The organism is Shewanella cutis (genome assembly GCF_022410515.1).
Taxonomy (GTDB): Bacteria; Pseudomonadota; Gammaproteobacteria; order Enterobacterales; family Shewanellaceae; genus Shewanella; species Shewanella cutis.
In genome coordinates this window covers 1,042,361-1,060,480 of record NZ_JACSDI010000001.1, presented here as the reverse complement: position 1 = coordinate 1,060,480, position 18,120 = coordinate 1,042,361, and the positions used below count along the sequence as shown (strand labels likewise).

The 18,120-nt window shown below is 48.8% G+C and carries 16 protein-coding genes; 12 read left to right on the top strand and 4 right to left on the bottom strand.

What is annotated here, in order from left to right; genetic code table 11:
- Positions 1-945 (top strand): NrfD/PsrC family molybdoenzyme membrane anchor subunit, encoded by a 945-nt coding sequence (gene nrfD, locus H9J30_RS04750; RefSeq protein WP_188869326.1) that lies wholly within the window; start codon positions 1-3, stop codon positions 943-945.
- 131 nt (positions 946-1,076) lie between these two features.
- On the opposite strand, the gene H9J30_RS04745 is transcribed toward nrfD, so the two are convergent.
- Both H9J30_RS04745 and metJ read right to left on the bottom strand, forming a co-directional pair.
- Positions 1,077-1,820, bottom strand: a complete 744-nt coding sequence (locus tag H9J30_RS04745; protein WP_240129950.1) for a sulfite exporter TauE/SafE family protein — start codon at positions 1,818-1,820, stop codon at positions 1,077-1,079.
- 107 nt (positions 1,821-1,927) lie between these two features.
- Positions 1,928-2,242, bottom strand: a complete 315-nt coding sequence (gene metJ, locus H9J30_RS04740) for a met regulon transcriptional regulator MetJ (RefSeq protein WP_011073770.1) — start codon at positions 2,240-2,242, stop codon at positions 1,928-1,930.
- Between the two features lie 222 nt (positions 2,243-2,464).
- Here metJ and metB point away from each other — a divergent pair, with 222 nt between their 5' ends.
- The 3 genes from metB to metF all read left to right on the top strand — a co-directional run bounded on the left by metB (position 2,465) and on the right by metF (position 7,217).
- Positions 2,465-3,628 carry a cystathionine gamma-synthase gene (gene metB / locus H9J30_RS04735; protein ID WP_240130074.1) on the top strand — a complete coding sequence of 388 codons (1,164 nt, stop codon included), beginning with the start codon at positions 2,465-2,467 and terminating at the stop codon, positions 3,626-3,628.
- Positions 3,629-3,639: 11 nt separating this feature from the next.
- Positions 3,640-6,033, top strand: coding sequence for a bifunctional aspartate kinase/homoserine dehydrogenase II (locus H9J30_RS04730; protein WP_240129949.1), 2,394 nt, complete (start codon positions 3,640-3,642; stop codon positions 6,031-6,033).
- Positions 6,034-6,323: 290 nt separating this feature from the next.
- On the top strand, positions 6,324-7,217 hold the full coding sequence (gene metF / locus H9J30_RS04725; protein ID WP_037422525.1) for a methylenetetrahydrofolate reductase: 894 nt from the start codon (positions 6,324-6,326) through the stop codon (positions 7,215-7,217).
- A 69-nt stretch (positions 7,218-7,286) separates the two neighbouring features.
- Here metF and H9J30_RS04720 read toward each other — a convergent pair whose 3' ends face one another.
- Positions 7,287-9,191: a methyl-accepting chemotaxis protein gene (locus tag H9J30_RS04720; RefSeq protein WP_240129948.1), complete on the bottom strand. Its 1,905-nt coding sequence runs from the start codon at positions 9,189-9,191 to the stop codon at positions 7,287-7,289.
- Positions 9,192-9,410: 219 nt separating this feature from the next.
- Here H9J30_RS04720 and slyA point away from each other — a divergent pair, with 219 nt between their 5' ends.
- The 8 genes from slyA to H9J30_RS04680 all read left to right on the top strand — a co-directional run bounded on the left by slyA (position 9,411) and on the right by H9J30_RS04680 (position 16,932).
- Positions 9,411-9,884, top strand: coding sequence for a transcriptional regulator SlyA (slyA, locus tag H9J30_RS04715; protein ID WP_240129947.1), 474 nt, complete (start codon positions 9,411-9,413; stop codon positions 9,882-9,884).
- Positions 9,885-9,892: 8 nt separating this feature from the next.
- Positions 9,893-10,966 (top strand): HlyD family secretion protein, encoded by a 1,074-nt coding sequence (locus H9J30_RS04710; protein WP_037422534.1) that lies wholly within the window; start codon positions 9,893-9,895, stop codon positions 10,964-10,966.
- Positions 10,967-10,982: 16 nt separating this feature from the next.
- On the top strand, positions 10,983-12,011 hold the full coding sequence (locus H9J30_RS04705; protein WP_240129946.1) for a DUF2955 domain-containing protein: 1,029 nt from the start codon (positions 10,983-10,985) through the stop codon (positions 12,009-12,011).
- Between the two features lie 190 nt (positions 12,012-12,201).
- Positions 12,202-12,828, top strand: coding sequence for a c-type cytochrome (locus H9J30_RS04700; protein ID WP_240129945.1), 627 nt, complete (start codon positions 12,202-12,204; stop codon positions 12,826-12,828).
- A 10-nt stretch (positions 12,829-12,838) separates the two neighbouring features.
- The gene (locus H9J30_RS04695) at positions 12,839-13,894 is read left to right on the top strand and encodes a c-type cytochrome (RefSeq protein ID WP_240129944.1); all 1,056 of its coding nucleotides are present in this window, start codon (positions 12,839-12,841) and stop codon (positions 13,892-13,894) included.
- A gap of 1,243 nt (positions 13,895-15,137) precedes the next feature.
- Complete coding sequence (locus H9J30_RS04690; protein WP_032481653.1) at positions 15,138-15,626, top strand: hypothetical protein; 489 nt, start codon at positions 15,138-15,140, stop codon at positions 15,624-15,626.
- A 146-nt stretch (positions 15,627-15,772) separates the two neighbouring features.
- Positions 15,773-15,973, top strand: coding sequence for a toll/interleukin-1 receptor domain-containing protein (locus H9J30_RS04685; protein ID WP_240129943.1), 201 nt, complete (start codon positions 15,773-15,775; stop codon positions 15,971-15,973).
- 599 nt (positions 15,974-16,572) lie between these two features.
- A complete protein-coding gene (locus H9J30_RS04680) occupies positions 16,573-16,932 on the top strand; it encodes a cysteine-rich CWC family protein (protein WP_240129942.1) in 360 nt (119 codons plus the stop codon).
- 4 nt (positions 16,933-16,936) lie between these two features.
- On the opposite strand, the gene H9J30_RS04675 is transcribed toward H9J30_RS04680, so the two are convergent.
- Entirely contained in the window at positions 16,937-18,052 is a 1,116-nt protein-coding gene (locus H9J30_RS04675) for an energy transducer TonB (protein WP_240129941.1), read from the bottom strand.
- Positions 18,053-18,120: the final 68 nt, after the last annotated feature.

Below are 18,120 nucleotides of genomic sequence, written 5' to 3'. Positions count from 1 at the left end.
ATGAACAATACTTGGGGCGATATGGCGCAATATGATCCCGTCACTTGGCACTGGGTCATCGCCGTGTATCTGTTTATGGCGGGTTTATCCGCCGGAAGTTTGCTGATTGGCATTGGTTTGCGTTGGTTCAATCAAGAACAAACACAAGTTGAGAGCAATATCCTCAAGGCCGCGGCGATTATTGGCCCTGTGGCCATCAGCTTAGGCTTGGCTTGTTTAGTGTTTGATTTAACTAAGCCTTTCCACTTCTGGTTGATTTTAATTAACTACAACTTCCAATCCGTTATGGCGATTGGGGTATTAGCGCTGCTGGCTTACTCACCCTTGGCATTTGCCTACGCGATTTTAGTACTGCGTGACGATTTGCCAAAGTGGGGCTTAGGTTTCTTAGTGCCTATCGCTAAGCTGCTGATGCCCTTTAGAAAGCTGATTGAAGTGCTGTTGTTTGTCCTTGCCATTGGTGTGGGTGCTTACACTGGCTTCTTAATCTCGGCGATGAATGCCTATCCGATGCTAAACACTGCGGTATTGCCTGCACTGTTTTTGGTATCTGGTTTATCAGCGGGTGCGGCGGCCAATGCGGTGCTGGCGCTGGTGATGTTCAAAACCGATAGTCACGACAAGACCTTAGCCAAAATGCATGGCTTAGAGCTGCCAGTGATGGCAATCGAAATCATGTTCCTGTTTATGTTGTTCTGCGCCTTGTACTTTAAGGGCGGTGCGGCTGCTGCTGCGCTGGCATCACTTACCTCTGGCGTGTGGGCAAGCGTATTCTGGATTGGTGTCGTGGGGATTGGCTTTGGTGTGCCATTGCTGTTTATGCTGCTACCCGCTGCGACTCGCCACACTAAGGGCGCAATGATTATGGTGGCCTGTGCCAGCTTAACCGGTGTGCTCGCGCTAAGACACTTTATTGTGTATGCGGGCCAAAGTTACTTAAGCTAACGTATTGATGCTAGAGCAATAAGCATCACTTAAATGCGATTAAGTGATGCTCGAGTGGATGACAACTCGTATCCACAGCAACAAAAAGCACCGTTAAACGGTGCTTTTTTATGGCTGCGATTGGAAGGGGGTTATTGCGGTAATAACTCAATCACTGATTTAACCGTGAGCACTAAGGCGCTGATAGCGCAGAGGGCTAAGGTCGCCATCTTGGTTTTATGTTTATCCACATTCCCCACCAGTTTGCCCGCCACGAGATAGCCTAAAAAGACCGAGGGCAATAGCATTAGCGACAGCCATAAGTGCTTGATTTCGAGTAGGCCCGTCACCCCAAGAATCGCCAAGGCAATGGTCGAACTAAAAATAAAGAAGGCCGACAGCGCCGCGCGAAACTGCGAAGCATCCTTACCCGCCAATAAAATCGCCATCGGTGGGCCACCAATGGCGGCGATATTGCCAAAGATCCCCGAGATAACGCCAGCCCCAAAGAGCGTGGTTTTGTTCACGGGCAAGCTAAATTTGTACAAACTGAGCACTACGGCAATCGTCACAATCGCAGCAATCGCTAGGCCTAGAACAGGCTGCGGCGCAAACAGTAATAGGCTGGCACCGATAAAGCCACCGGGTACTCGACCAATAAGCGCATATTGCAAGCCATTGAATTCTAAATGGCCGCGTTCACGCAATAGGGTGAGTAGCGCGATGGAAAATCCCATCACAATCACCGGGGCAGGCACTAATTGGGGATCGACGATATACAGTAGCGGACTGGCGACCACGGCTAAGCCAAACCCAATCAGACTCTGGGTGAGGGCACCTAAAAACACAATCACAGACGCAATGGCGAGTGTTTGTGGATCGATCAAGGAGAACATAGGATTCCATCAAAACAAAATAGGGATCGTTACTTTAGCCCACCACGCCGGATGAGCATTAACGATCCCTAATAATTAGTTACGGCAGGATTATGGACGCGTAAGCGTTATTCCATGTCTTCCCACTCGATCCCCATTTCGTCCATCAACCGCTTGGCTTCGGCGGGGATGCTATCTGGGCACTCTTTTGACAGATCGGCATCATCAGGCAGAGGCTGGCCGGTGTAGGCATGCAAAAATGCTTCGCACAACAGTTCGCTATTGGTCGCATGGCGCAGGTTGTTGACCTGACGACGCGTGCGTTCATCCGTGAGGACTTTTAGCACTTTGAGCGGAATAGACACAGTAATTTTCTTTACTTGTTCATTCTTCTTGCCATGTTCAGCATAGGGGCTGATGTATTCCCCATTCCATTCAGTCATTGACTCACCTGTTATAACGCTAAATTCGGGGCAGATTTTAAACCCTTACAGATTACAGTCAAATTATTGCTACTATTTCTGAGCGATTGCAAACAGATTTCTTTATGTTTAGACGTCTAAACGTCTTAACGCCTATTGACGATACCACTGGGCTTAGGTACATTTAGACGTCCAGACATCTCTTTGCGAACTTAGGAGTTCCCGATGACCGCAGGCAAATTAGTGACCGAACGTCAATTAGCCACATTGGCAGTGCGTCAGGGTATCGAAAGCGATACTCAATATGGCGCCGTGGTGCCGCCAATTTACCTGTCGACGAATTACGCCTTCGATGGTCATAAAAATCCGCGCGAATTTGATTACAGCCGTTCCGGCAATCCTACCCGCAGCATCTTAGGCGATGCCTTAGCTAAGCTGGAAAAGGGCGCAACCGGTGTGGTGACCTGCACTGGCATGGCCGCCATTACCTTAGTCACCACGTTGCTTGGTCCAGATGATTTACTGGTGGTGCCCCACGACTGTTATGGCGGTTCTTACCGTTTATTCACTAACTTGGCTAAAAAGGGCCAATTTAAACTGCTGGTGGTCGATCAAACCGACAGCCAAGCACTTGCGCAGGCCATCGCTCAGCAACCTAAAATGGTGTGGATTGAAACCCCATCCAACCCATTACTGCGGGTGGTTGATATTGAGGCTATCGCCAAGGCGAGCCACGGTGTGGGTGCGTTAGTGGTAGTGGACAACACTTTCCTATCGCCGATTTTGCAGCAACCGCTATTGCTTGGCGCCGATATCGTTATCCACTCCACCACGAAATACATTAATGGCCATAGCGATGTGGTGGGCGGCGCGGTGATCGCCAAAGATCCCCAAATTGGTGAGACCTTACATTGGTGGTCGAACACCTTAGGCTTAACCGGTAGCGCGTTTGATAGTTATCAAACCCTGCGCGGCCTGCGTACTTTAGCCGTGCGCATTCGCGAGCACCAAAACAATGCCCAGCGTATTGTGGACGTACTGACTAGCAGCCCAGTGGTGAGCAAAGTGTATTACCCAGGCCTTGTGGATCATCCCGGCCATGCCATTGCCGCCAAGCAACAAAAAGGCTTTGGCGCTATGCTGAGTTTTGAGCTTAAGGGCGGCGAGGCCGAAGTGGTCGCCTTTTTAGATGCCTTAAGTTTATTCAGCGTGGCTGAGAGTTTAGGCGGCGTCGAGAGTCTCGTAGCCGTGCCTGCAACCATGACTCACAGGGCGATGGAGCCGCAGGCGCGTTTTGAAGCTGGCATTAAAGACACCCTATTACGTTTGTCGGTTGGTATTGAAGATGCCGACGACTTAGTTGCAGATATTCAAGCAGGATTGGCCGCCGTAGCGGCTTGTCAGTAGAGGAATAATAGATGGCACGTTGTCACTTACATAAATTTGGTGGTTCCAGCTTAGCCGATGCCGATTGTTACCGCCGAGTCGCCCATATTCTGTTAACCCATGGCCACAGTGATGATCTGGTGGTGGTGTCTGCCGCGGGTAAAACCACTAACTTTTTATATAAGTTGTTGTCGCTGCGCGATAGCAACCAATTATGGCAAGAAGAATTACAAGTCCTCATCAGCTATCAGCAAGGCTTGATTGAGCAGCTGTTATCTAACGAGCAAGCGCGGGATTTACGTGAGCGTTTAACGACGGATAAAGCCCAGTTAATCAGTTTGTTATCTTTAGATTCCCGTAACGATTATCAAATTAGCCATGTAGTGAGCTTTGGTGAGCGTTGGTCAGCGCGCCTGATGGCGGCGCTGCTGCGCGAATCGGGCGTGGCCGCAAGCCATGTGGATGCCTGCTCGATTCTTGTGGCCGACGAGGCCGCCGTGCCACAAATCCGTGTGCAAGAATCTCGCGCCAAAGTACAAGCCTTACTGGCCGCACATCCTAACGAGCGTTTAGTGATCACCGGTTTTATCTGCGCCAACGAGCGCGGCGATACCTTGCTATTGGGTCGAAATGGTTCTGACTTTAGCGCTAGCTTGATAGCAAGCCTTGCCGACATTGAGCGTGTGACCATTTGGACCGACGTTGAAGGGGTATTTAACGCTGATCCGAATAAGATCAACGATGCGAAATTACTCAAGAGCATGTCCCTCGCCGAAGCCGATCGCTTGGCGCGTTTAGGCTCGCCCGTGTTGCATTCACGCACTTTGCAGCCGCTGTTTAACACTGAGGTGAGCTTGGCTGTGCGTTCAAGCTACGCCTCCCACACCGACTTTACCCTGATTGCACCGCACAGCTCCTCAGCGAGCGCGCCTGTGGTGACCAATCTAAATGCCGTGGTGTTATTTGGCTTTAAGATCGCGGGTGATGTGGCCAGTCTGCTTGAGCAATTAGGCGAAGCAGGATTAACGCCGCTGGCGCATTGGGTATCGGCGCATCAACGGCTTGAGCTTGCCTATACCGCTGAAAATCAAAAACAAGTACAGAAATTATTGGATGCGCAGGCTGAAGCCCTCGGCATTAAAGATCTGCAAATTAATACCGAACTCGGTTTAGTGGCGCTGGTGAGTGCCGATGCCGAGCATTATCGCCGCAGCTTTGCCCGCTTATTGAGCCGCGATGCTAAGCCCTTGTTCAGTGGTGATTTAAGTCTGGTGACCTTAGTGCCACAATCGCAGGTTAATCTGCTGACCCAAAAAGTGCATCGCCGCTGTGCGGGCCCGCGTAAACGCATTGGCGTATTGCTGCTGGGTGTTGGCAATATTGGCGAGGCGTGGGTAAAGCTGTTTAAGTCAGTTTCTCCCTCGTTAAATCAAGAGCTTGAAGCGCAAGTCGAGTTAGTCGGTCTGGTTACTTCCAGTAAAGCCCTGATTAAGTCCACGGGGGTGGATCTACAAAGCTGGCAGCAAGAATTCGATAACGAAGCCACTCCTTGGCAGTACGAGCATCTATTTGAACAATTAGAACAACTTAACTGTGATGAACTGATTGCATTAGATATCAGTGCCAGCGCCAGCTTAACCCTACAATACCCAGAGTTTTTCGAGCGCGGCATCCATATGGTCAGCGCGAACAAACTGGCGGGTTCTGGCCCGCTGCCTTTTTATCGGGAATTGAAGGAACAACTCGGTTATCGCCGTTTATTCTGGCGCTATAACGCCAGCTGCGGCGCGGGTTTACCTATTCAGCATGCCTTAAACGATCTGCGTAACAGTGGTGATAGTGTTGAGGCCGTGGGTGGGATTTTCTCTGGCACCCTGTGTTGGTTATTTGAGAAATACGATACCAGCAAACCCTTCTCGGAATTAGTGATTGAAGCGCGTGGTTTAGGGATTACCGAACCCGATCCTCGCGACGATCTTTCTGGCCGCGATATGCAGCGCAAGTTGCTGATTTTAGCCCGTGAAATCGGCCTAGAAATCGAGCTTGAGGATATTGAGCTGCGCTCCCTAGTGCCCGCCCATTTAGCGGATATTCCGTTGGAGCAATTCCTTGCCCGCATCGGTGAGTTAGATGATGAATTATTGCAACAATATGGCGCGGCGGCGGAACAAAACAAGGTGCTGAGATATGTCGCTTCCTTGGATAATAGCGGCGCAGTCCTCAAAGCCGAGGTGGGATTACAGTGGATTGATGCGAGCCACCCCTACGCCAATTTAACGCCTGGGGACAATGTGTTTGTGATCCGCTCAGCCTTCTATCAAGGTAATCCTTTGATCATTCGTGGGCCGGGTGCGGGCCGCGAAGTGACCGCGGCAGCTGTACAATCGGATCTAACACAGATCTGCCGCGATCTGCTGCAAGAGTAGTCATAAACCCAGACACTTGAAGAGACTAAACCCCGTATCTTCAAGTTGATTTTGCCTATATTCATAAACTTAAAGGACTCATTCGAGTCCTTTTTTATTGTCTAGAATAAATAGACTCATCTATGGGGCAGAAATTACCACAAATGGGGATTTTTTGGCTTGACTTAACCGTCAGTTTCTCTAGTATATGGACATATAGACGTCCAAACGTCCATATGGATTAAATTACTGCATTTATAAGTCGTACCAGTCGCGATAAGTGTCGCACTCGGGCGGTTGAGGAAATACACATGGCTTTTCATCACGCACAACATTCACATTCGCTAAACCAAAGTTTGTCTGAACTTAATGGCGATATTAATGTTTCTTTTGAGTTTTTCCCGCCATCAACCCCCGAAATGGAACAGATCCTGTGGAACTCTATCCGCCGTTTAGAGCCGCTGAATCCTAAATTTGTGTCTGTGACCTATGGGGCAAACTCGGGTGTGCGTGACCGTACCCACGGCGTGATTGAGCGTATTCAACAAGAAACCAACCTAGTCGCTGCGCCGCACTTAACCTTAGTGGATGCCAGTGATGAAGAGCTGTTAGATCTGGCAAAGCATTACTGGAAATCGGGTATTCGCGACATAGTGGCGCTGCGTGGCGACTTGCCTGCGGGTAGCCCAAAACCGACTCGCTTTGCGGTGGATTTAGTGCGCCTGCTGCGCTCAGTGGCCGACTTTGATATTTCGGTCGCCGCTTACCCAGAAGTGCACCCAGATGCGGCTAACGCTCAGGCGGATTTGATTAACCTCAAGCGTAAAATCGATGCCGGTGCGAGCCGTGCAATTACCCAGTTTTTCTTTGATGTGGAATCTTACCTGCGTTTCCGTGACCGCTGCGTTGCGGCGGGGATTGATGTCGAAATCGTTCCCGGCATTCTGCCCGTGACTAATTTTACCCAGTTAAAGCGTTTTGCGGGTATGACCAATGTGAGCTTACCAAGCTGGTTACATAAGCAGTTTGATGGCCTTGAAAATGATGCCGGAACCCGTCAGCTGGTGGGCGCAAACGTGGCGATCGATATGGTGAAAGTGTTGTCCCGCGAAGGGGTAAAGGATTTCCACTTCTACACCTTAAACCGTGCGGAATTGACCTATGCGATTTGCCATACCTTAGGGGTGCGCCCAAAGGCGGTATAACGTTAACAGTATAAAAAACGCCGCTAGTTTAGCGGCGTTTTGTTTTGCTTAAATCCTAAATCCTAAATCCTAAATCCTAAACTGAGCGAGAAGTGTGGTTAAGCGCATCGACAACTGTGCTAACTCGTCTCCTGCCCGCGCCGTTTGCTCGGCACTCTCGGTGGCATTGGTCGTAATATCATTAATATTATTGACGTTTTTATTGATTTCCGCCGACACAGCACATTGCTCGTTGGCAGCGCTAGCTATTTGAATGTTCATTTGACTAATGGTGGATACGGCTTGGGTAATGGCTTCGAGCGCTTCCCCCGCCTCGTGCACCAACGAAACACAGTTTTGCGTGGTGGCGGTACTGGTATTCATGGTACTGACGGTGGATTTGGCACTCTGTTGCAAGGCTTCAATCATCTGCTGAATTTCGCTGGTTGAAGCTTGAGTACGGCTGGCGAGCGTACGTACTTCATCTGCCACCACCGCAAAACCACGGCCTTGTTCACCCGCACGGGCGGCCTCAATGGCGGCATTGAGGGCGAGCAAATTGGTTTGATCGGCAATATTACGGATAACGACTAATACCGAGTCAATCTGCGCGGTATTACGCTCAAGTTCGTTGATGGCCGTGGCGGCATGGGCTATTTCATCCGCCAGCAGACTTATAGTCGAAATGACCTTTTCAACCAGCAACTTGCCATGCTCAGTTGACTCGCTGGCGTGGGTTGCTGCGTCGGCGGCATCAGTCGCATTGTGGGCAACTTCTTGTACTGTTGCCGCCATTTCATTCATGGCGGTGGCGACTTGTTCGGTCTCGAGGTGTTGCCGTTTTGCCATTTGCTGAGTTTCATGGGTAATGGCAGACATTTCTTCGGCCGATGTCGCCAGTAAGCTGGTAGAGTCAGAGACTTGAGCAACAGTCGCGTGGATCTTCTCAGCAAAGCGGTTAAAGGCGAGTGCAAGCTGCGCAATTTCGTCTTTACTCTTCACTTCAATCCGGCGGGTTAAATCGCCTTCACCCTCGGCAATGTCATTGAGCGCATTGGTTGTTTCGGCAATTGGGCGGGTAATGCTCTTGGCGATAAACCAGGCAATCGCGGTGCCAATTAGGAAGGCGATAAAGCCTATCATGATGAGTTTAAAGCGAATATCGGACATCGCTTGCTCAGAATGGCTTCTGTCCAGTGCAATATCGAGCACACCAAAGGTTTTGCCAGAGTAGTCTTTCATCCCATGGCGATACAGGGCGTAACTCTTGCCGTCTAAATCGATGGTGCGAATCACTTCAGTACCTTGCATTACCTTGTTGAGTTCGCTGGAGGCGCTGGTGTCGGTGGTAAAGGTGCCACCAAAGGGGACAAAGTTGCCATCCTTAGGCAGCAAAAGAGTTATCTCTGCTTGGTAGGCATTTTTAAAATTGTCGAAGAAGGGCTGGCCAAATGACATACCAAACTCCACCGAGCCCGTATGTTGTCCTTGGTAATTCATCGGCACGAGACCGCGGATACCTAAGCCTTCAACTCCGTATTCTAAGCCGCTGAGGGGCTGCTTTTGAGTGTTGGTTTCGACAATGGTTTTACGGATTGCGGTGAGGTCATCACCAAATTTTTCAGGGCGATGCAGGCGTAAAAACGAGGTCGCGGGTGGGGTGTGAAACTGAAATTGCTGCACGGCAAAATCTTGTTTAAGGCGCGTAAATAGCGGTTGGGTGCGTTGAAGTAGTGCTTCACGGTCGCGCTCGGCAAAGTTACTTTGGATCTCAGGTGTGAGTGAGATTAAGGTTGCCATCGCCTGCGCTCTTTGTCCCGATGAGACGATATTTGCCACCGCGGTTTCGTATAACTTATGTAATTCCCGTTGCTCAGACTCCCTTATTTGGCGACTGAATTCCGATAGCACCAGCGGCATGATAAAGCTCATCACCGCAAATAGCAGTAGGCTGATGCCTAACACTATCCGAGTGCTAATGTTTAAATTCTTCACAGTAAACCTCCCAGTATTCGTATGCCTGTCTAAATATCTTTTTGAATATTATAGAGATACTGCTTTTTATATTTGCGAGCGGGTGAACCTTTTTCAGTTGTTTTTCGGTTTTTTGCGGATTTCGTGGCTGCGTGCACAGATCTTTTCTGAGCAGAAAATATTTACTTAGCCTGCTAACTAAGTATAATGCTTAGCAGGCTAAGTAAATGGGTAAGCATCATGTATAAAGAACTCGAGCGCTTAAAGGAGTTATCCCTCGCGGAACATTTAGGTCGCCTGCACCGCTTATGGCGTACCGTGGCGGATGTGGAATTAGCACCACTTGGGTTAACCCATCCTCGTTGGACCGCATTGTGGAAGTTATTGCGTCTAGGTGACAACATGAGCCAAAAGGTGTTGGCGGATGCGCTAGAAATTGAATTGGCTTCATTAATGCGTACCTTAGGGCAGCTTGAGGAGCAAGGTTTAGTCGAGCGTCATTGCTGCACTAAAGATAAGCGCGCCCGAATCGTGTCGCTAACACCCGCTGGTAAAGACGTATTAAAGCAAGTAGAAGCGCGGATTATCCATGTGCGCGGTGAATTATTAGCGGGCATTAGCGCCGCTGAGCTTGGCGAGTTTGAACGCATCATTAGCCTAATTAGTGAAAACGCCTTAGCCAAGTTGGCTAAGAGCACAGATATTCTTGAGTGAGAAATAAGATGACACCGGATCAACAATTTGCCCGTCTTGTCAAAATCGCTATGCTCGGTTTTGTGGCCGTGTTTGGCTATTTTATGTTTGCCGACACTATGATGCCATTAACCCCACAGGCTATGGCAACCCGTGTAGTGACTAAGGTGACTCCACAGATCAGCGGCAAGATTCAAACGATTAATGTGAAAAATAACCAAGTGGTCGCCAAAGGCGATTTACTGTTTCAAGTCGATCCTGCACCCTTTGAGTTGGCTGTGTCACATGCCAAATTGGCCCTAGAACAAGTGCGTCAGGATAATGCCGAACTTGATGCTGCACTCTTAGCCGCTAAAGCAGAAGTGAATGCGAGTGCGACGACTGCACAACAAAAACGCCGCGAGGCCAAACGTTTAGATGCACTTTATGCGACCCATGGGGTTTCGCAGCAGTTGCGTGATCAAGCCGATAGTGATGCGGCGGCCGCCGAGGCGAATGTGTTAGCCGCTAATGCTCGCCTCGATAAACTCAAAGTGAGCCGTGGTCTCTATGGCGAAGATAACCTTAGAGTTCGCCAAGCGATGAATGCGTTAGAGCAAGCTGAGCTGAATCTGTCTTACACCCAAATCCGTGCCGACCAAGATGGGGTGGTGACCAACCTGCAACTTGAAGTGGGCAGTTTTGCCGCTGTGGGCCAACCACTACTCGCCTTAGTCTCTGATAAATTGGATATTATTGCCGATTTTCGCGAAAAAACCTTACGAGGTGTGAATGCTGCTTATCCCGCATTAATTGCCTTTGACGGTGAGCCTGGTCGTTTGTATCACGCCCAAGTGAGCAGTGTCGATGCAGGGGTGAGTGCGGGGCAGTTTGATGCCAATGGTCGTTTAGCCGCGCCGCAGGAGTCAGACCGTTGGGTGCGTGATGCGCAGCGCTTAAGACTGCATTTAGTCTTAGATGACAGTGTGTCAGACAACAGTGCAATGAATAACCTACCCGCAGGGGCGCGCGCCACAGTGCAATTGCTGCCCGACAATACGCTATTTAGCCTGCTAGCCAAGGTGCAGATTAAGGTCATTAGCCTGCTCCATTACATCTATTAATATCAAGGCAATTTGCATGTTGTTACGCCACAGCCCATTAACCGCCAATGATTTACGCCAGTGCTTGCGCATTGCCACTGGCGGTACCATTGGTTTTACCCTGTGTAAGCTCTTTGGTTGGAGTAATGGGGTGTTTTTTACTGTAACCCCAATGTTATTACTGGGTTTAGTCCCTGTGATAAGTGGCCATGCGGTAAGGCAATTATTGGCATCATCTGCCATTGCGGGGCTTGAAGTCGGCCTGCTCGGAGGCTTCTTCGGTAGCCACCCAGGCATGATGACACCGATTGTCTTTCTGCTGTTTTTGTATCGTTTTGCGGCGATGTCCCGCGGTAGCCTGTTTCTGTTTGGTGCCAATGGCGTGCTGAGTTTAAGCATTATGCTGCACTTTGCTAGCTATCCGGGCACAGATCTGAATGATCTGATTTTTAGTAACTTTTGGGCGACAGGGCTATCAGTCATCATCGCCTATTTAATGACTGCACTTTGGCCGGATGTTGAACCTCGCGCCGCCTATCAACCCGGCCCTAAGGCGCCGCATCGGATGCGCCATGAGGCGTTGCTCGGTGCCAGCATTGCCACGCTCTCTTTCTTAGTGTTTCAGATTTTCGATCTGCGTGATTCGATGTCGGCGCAGGCAACCACCTTGCTACTTTTATTCCCCATGCATTGGAACGGGGCGTTGGATTATGCCCGTAAACGTGCCATTGGCACCTTGCTTGGGGTGTCTTTTGGGGTGATGGTGCAACTCTTTCTCTACGATTGGTCAGGATTGTTGATCCTGATTGTGCCGCTGCTGTGGCTTGGCTTAATGTTGTTTGCGCAGGCCCATGTAAAAGAGGCGAGCGGCTCAGGTGTGGGGTTTGGTGCTATGACGACGTTAGGGATTTTGTTTGGCCAATACTTAACCCCAGGTAACGACTTAATTTTTAGTGCCCTGTATCGGGTGAGCAGCATTTTTGTGGCGATAGTGGCGACCTTATTCCTCTGTTATCTGCTGCATAAGTTATTGAATAGCTTTGAAGCGACCCGATTTGGTTACTAAAGTGTTAATATTAGATTTTTTTAATGCTTGTTCCGCTTCCGTGCAAGGAGTATGGTGTTTTGATGCGTTTAGTGTGGGCTAAACGTAGAACGCACCACTCAATTATCTCTTTTTTAACGACCTTGTTTTAGCCGTTAACGCGGTTTTTCAAGCGTTTTCGTGTGACTCAAGGTTTGTTCAAGGATAGAAAATGAATAATAAAATTAAAACATTAGCAAAAGGCATCGCGCTCATTAGCGGCTGTGCCTTGACCTCTGTCGCCATCGCTAACACGGCAACAATCCAGCCAGCGGGACAAATCTGCGTGACCTGCCACGGCGTCGAAGGTGAGGGCATTGAGCCACTTGGCCCTCGCTTGGCCGGACTCTCTAAAGAATATATCACCACCCAATTACAACATTTTCAGGCAGGTGTGCGCCAAAATGCGACCATGATGCCGATGGCGATGACACTGCAAGGTGATGGCATTGAGCAAGTGGCGAGTTATTTCTCCGCCAAATCTCCTAAGACTGAGGTTAAACCAGTGATCCGTGGTGAGCAGGTGACCTTTAGCGACGATACTGCGCGCTTAGCCTATCAAGGTGATTGGTCTCGCGGCTTACCAGCCTGTGTCACATGCCATGGCCCCTCTGGATTAGGTGGCGGTTTGTTCCCGCGTTTAGCGGGTCAGCAGGCCAGCTATATCAAGACGCAACTGTTGGCGTGGCAAGCTGGCACACGTAAGGGAGATGTGGACGGCATGATGGCCAATGTGGCTAACAAGCTGACCGCCGCCGAGGTGGATGCCTTAGCGAACTACTTTGCGAATTTGAAATAAGGAGCCGGCCATGAAATCTTCTGCCATCTTACTATTGGCCGCCATGGGCGTGCTGACAACTCAAGTGCAAGCGGCGCAAGAGTTACCTGATAAACAGGCGCCATTGCCCTCAGTCCCTAAAAATCCTGATCAAACCTATCTTACGCCTAGACCCTTAAGCGCGATTCCCGAAGGTGCCTTTGGCGATAAAGTACGCTTGGGTTATCAGTTATTTGTGAATACCCAGCAGTTAAGAGATAAGTATGTGGGTAACGAACTTAACTGCGCCAACTGCCATATGGATGCGGGCCGTAAGGCGAATGCGTCACCGGTATGGGGCGCCTATTTTGCCTATCCCGCGTATCGTAAAAAAGACGATAAAGTAAATACCTTTCAAGAGCGGATACAAGGCTGCTTTAACTATTCGATGAATGGTAAAGCCCCCGCTGCGGGCAGCCCCGAACTGGTTGCGCTATCGGCCTATGCCTACTGGTTAGGGATGAGTGGTTTAATGGATGCGGCGAACCTCGATGGTCCAGTGCCAGAACTTAGCGATGCCGAATTGGTAAAAGGCGCCAAACGTGAGGATTTCTCGCTGCCAGACGCCCTAGCCAAAGCCATGACAGTGGAGCAACGCGCGAATTTACCAGGTCGTGGTTATCCTGAGATCCCAAAACCAGAACTTGCGTTCTCACCCGAGCGCGGCAAAGCCGTGTATACCGCCCACTGCCAAGCGTGCCATGGCGCCGATGGTCAAGGCCAAGCAATTGCTGGTGTTTACTCTCTGCCACCATTATGGGGCCCAATGAGTTACAACTGGGGCGCGGGGATGCACAGGGTCAATACTGCTGCATTTTTCATTTATGAAAATATGCCTTTCGGTAAGAGTATGCAGTTGACTAACCAACAAGCTTGGGACGTTGCCGCTTACATCAACTCCCATGAACGGCCACAGGACCCCCGCAATAAGGGCGATGTGAAACAAGCGCAGGAAAAATACCATAACGACAATGATTACTACGGTGTCGACATCGATGGCAAAGTGCTTGGCACCGCCTCTTATCCAGTGTTTCCGAAAAAGTCTTAGTTGAGTCGCTCTCATTCAGTGCTCGCGTTATTAAGTAAGGTGAGTAACTGGCTGGGAGGCTTATTAAATCGCCTTTTGGTGTTTGAATTGCCAATGTTATCGCTGTGAATATGTGAGTCATAGCGGCCTTACGGCCGAAGTGAATCAAAGTCGTGGGGCTTCACCCCACACCCGACCAAGGAGGACTGCTCGTCCTATCCTCCTTGGATTCTCCAAGACGCCCCTAGCGAAGTTACATGCATTGATTACTAGCCTTGGTCTTATGGATAAATTGCTATCGCTTCCGAAGGCAACGTCCCTGTACCTACGAAAGCTAGCCGGACATCCATGTCCGGAGTCACGCAATTTATTCCAACGCCCCGCGGCAACTTCGCAGGGGATGGTGAACTTCTGTTGCCTTGGTGCTAGCTGTTAGTCCTAAAGATTTGTGCCTGTCCCATCTTTCCTGCCCCATATTTCTAAATTGGCAAGGTTATCGCTGTAGGTATATGAGTTATTGCGGCCTAACGACCGAAGTGGATCAAAGTCGTGGGGCTTCACCCCCTGATTTTTTAATAAAGAGTCGACCAAGGAGGACTGCTCGTCCTATCAAAAACGTCCATGTTAAACTGCCAGCTCGATATCCCTATCTCGCGCTCAAAACGGCCGCTGGCCTTCGCCCTTGGATTCTCCAAGACGCCCCTAGCGAAGTTACATGCATTGATTACTAGCCTTGGTCTTATGGATAAATTGCTATCGCTTCCGAAGGCTCGCTTTACATCCATGTAAAGCACTCCAGTTCGGCAGTCCCTGCCTCTCGCTCATAAGCTCGAAAATCACCGACTTTCATTCGCCCCTGTACCTACGAAAGCTAGCCGGACATCCATGTCCGGACTCACGCAATTTATTCCAACGCCCCGCGGCAACTTCGCAGGGGAAGGTGAACTTCTGTTGCCTTAGTGTTAGCTGTTAGTCCTAAAGATTTGTGCCTGTCCCATCTTTCATATTTGCTTGGATGTTTATGCAATTAACTGAAATTATTACTCTTTCACTTTGCCTAATACTATTTACCGCGCCAAAATGCTTCTCGGTAAATAAGGTCGCGATTTTTTTGGATGAAAAATGTTGATAGCCCACTGAAACTGATGCTAACTTATTGTCATAATTAACTTATTTACTCGTTTATTCCCATGTCTAACCCTATTCGTGTTGGGGTTTATTAGAAGAGCAGGTAATACACTGTTATGTTTCATTAGGAGTGATCATGAGTTCTCATACTACAGTTATTGTTGATTGGCGTGGCCCCTTTTCTTATGAAGAGATAGAAAGTAATCCTGACTGGGAAAACGGCCTTTATCTTGCTACAGGGAAATTGAAATATGAACGAGAAGCAACGATTCAATATTGCGGTATTACTGAGGGAACTTTCATTGGTAGGTTGAAAAATCACCACAAAGTTCATGAAATTAACCGAGACAAGGAGTTTTGGATTGGAGAGGTTAAATATCCTGATGAAGTTTCTAGATATTTTTTAGAAATGGCAGAATCCATAATAATTTACTTCTGGCAGCCAGAATTAAATGAGAGAAAAAAATTATCTTTACCAAAGCCAATAACCTTAATTAATAGATGGTATAAGAAAGATTATTCTCCTCGTTACCGTCAGCACCCTATGTGTAAATATCTCGATGATGTACTTTCTTGGGACGGTGAGTTATGGCGTAGTGGTAACTTACAAGTTTGGGAAGATTGAAACATAACAAACGCCTCAAGAGGGACTGTCAACGCGTTGTGTTTCCAGTCCCAATGAGCCGCGGTGGTTACGGTTGTCGCGTTTGAGTTTAATGGTAATGCGTTGCCAGCCCCTTAGGCGGGCGTTAGACAGTAAGGAAAAAAATCATGCAACCAAGTGTATTCCTAAGTCACAATCATAAAGACAAAGCTTTCGTTAGAAAGCTCGCCAGGGATATAGATGCTCACGGTATCAAAGTCTGGATAGACGAAGCGGAAATGAAAATCGGTGATTCTTTAGTCCAGAAAATCAGTGGAAAAGTCGGGACAGGCACAGATTTTTGGGTGAGAAAGATCGGACAGGAATAACTCTTTCCGGGTTTACTGCCAGCACAGCAGTAATAGGAGTTCACCATCCCCTCGGAGTTGCCGCAGGGCATTTGCGTTCGTTGCGTGAGCGAGGCATGGATGCCGAGATAGCGTCAGTCGAATCAGGGACGAGCGTCTGACGCGATAGCATAAGGACGCTTAATGCCCAAGGGGCTTTCAACTCCGTTAGGGGCGTCTTGGCTGATGTGAAAACAATAGGCAAGGAGGATAGGACGAGCAGTCCTCCTTGGTCGGGTGTGGGTTGAAGACCCACGACTTTGACTTATCTCGACCAAAGGCCGCAATGATTCACATACTTACAGCGATAACCTTGCCAATTAAAACGCTAAACAAACCAGCATTATTATCGGGTGTGGGGTAAAGCCCCACGACTTTGATTCACCTCGGCCGTAAGGCCGCAATCAATATTGCATTGTGCTAAACAGCATCGATATTGAAGCCCTACGACTTTTCAACTAAAGCATTCAAACGTAGTTTGGAAAGCTATAAAGTCTAACCTTGGTGCAAATCAACTCAGCTTGAGTTGCAAAAAACCATTATTATTTCTGCGTTATCACTCCGATGCCATAAGGATTACCGTGCCTCAGCCCTTACCCGAACCTCAGTTCAATGCCGCGCAGCTTTGCCCTTTATGCCAAGGGGCGAATCAGTGTGCCATGACTCTTGGGGCAGATATCAGTGACTGTTGGTGTGCTAAGCAGGCGTTTCCTAAGCTGACTCAATTACTATCTGGCGATTTGGTGGTGGGGTTATCGACAGGCGATGCAGTAGGGCTAAGTGCTGATAAGTTAGCGCAACTATTATCGCAACCAGCGACGGCTTGTATATGTGAAGCTTGTTTAAGCCGGATAAAGCGCGAGCTAACTGCTTCAGTTGCTTCAGAAGATAAAAACAGCCCATCGGGATTAGGCGATGGGCTGGGATATGAGGTGAAGTAACTGATTAAGACTTATCAGTGAAATAGTCTATACGCACAGTCGTTTGTGCTGCCACGGGCTTGCCATGTTCAAACTTAGGGGCATAGCGCCATTCTTCGATCATTTTCAGTGTGGATTTTTCAAATAGCACACCGCCTTTGGATTCGAGCACTTCAGGATTTTTCACAAATCCCATCTCATCAACAGTGAAGTTAAGGGTCACATAGCCGCTTTTACGTTGTATGAGGTAGGACTTAGGATATTTGGGTTCCGTACGAAACAGCGGTTGCTGTTCCTGTGTGTCGGCCCAAGGGCGCATTTTGCCGATGGCGATACAGTGGGCGGTGGACTCGTCACGCTTTCCTTGGCGCTCATACAGTTCGACTAGATAAGCATGGGCGCTTAAGGCATAGGGATGGCTAAAGTTAAGGGCATCAAATTGCTTAACCACTTCTAAAAGCAACGGAATCGCGTTGTCATCATGCTTTTCGGCATATTCAACTGCACCCACTACATAGGTGGCTTTGACTCTGTCGAGGGCATTTTCGGGCAGGATTTCTTTGTAAGTTTCATAGGCCTCGAAGGCATAGTCTCTTACCTTAGCAGTGTACAATTCTGTGTTGCTGAGGCGAGCAAAGGCTGCCATTTTTATATTCGCCAACAGCTTTTTATTTGCTGTTTTTTCAGCAATTTCAATAGCATCTTCAAAAAGCCCTTTCGCCACAGCCAGCTTAGGCGCGGTTTCTGCTGCGCCGAGTAGCGGGTCGATAAGCTCAGCTGCATGTTCGCCGTAATGCTTTTTATAATTGCTTAATGCGAGTTGATATAACTCATTCGCCTTAGCTGTTTTTGGCAAATTCTTTTCTTCAAATGGGTAAGGGGCGACTTGCTTCTCTATTGCACCAGCCCAGTTCATGGCGAGGTTCGCTAAGTCGACACTGTCCTTGGCATATTTAGCTTCACCTAGTTCGAAGGCCCTTTTGGCACTGGCTTCTATTTGGGCGTTATCACCTTGTTTGAGTGCGGCTTGGTAGTCACTGTAGGCTTGGGAAAAGCTGTTTTCCGAGGCATTTAAGGGTAACGATGTGCTTAAAGTTAAGGCCAATAGACTGGCTAGAGGTAATATTTTTCCATATAACATCTTGTATATCCTTATATTTAGTTCTCTTGGATAGTACAAATGTTTCCGCCATGATACAAGTTTGTTTT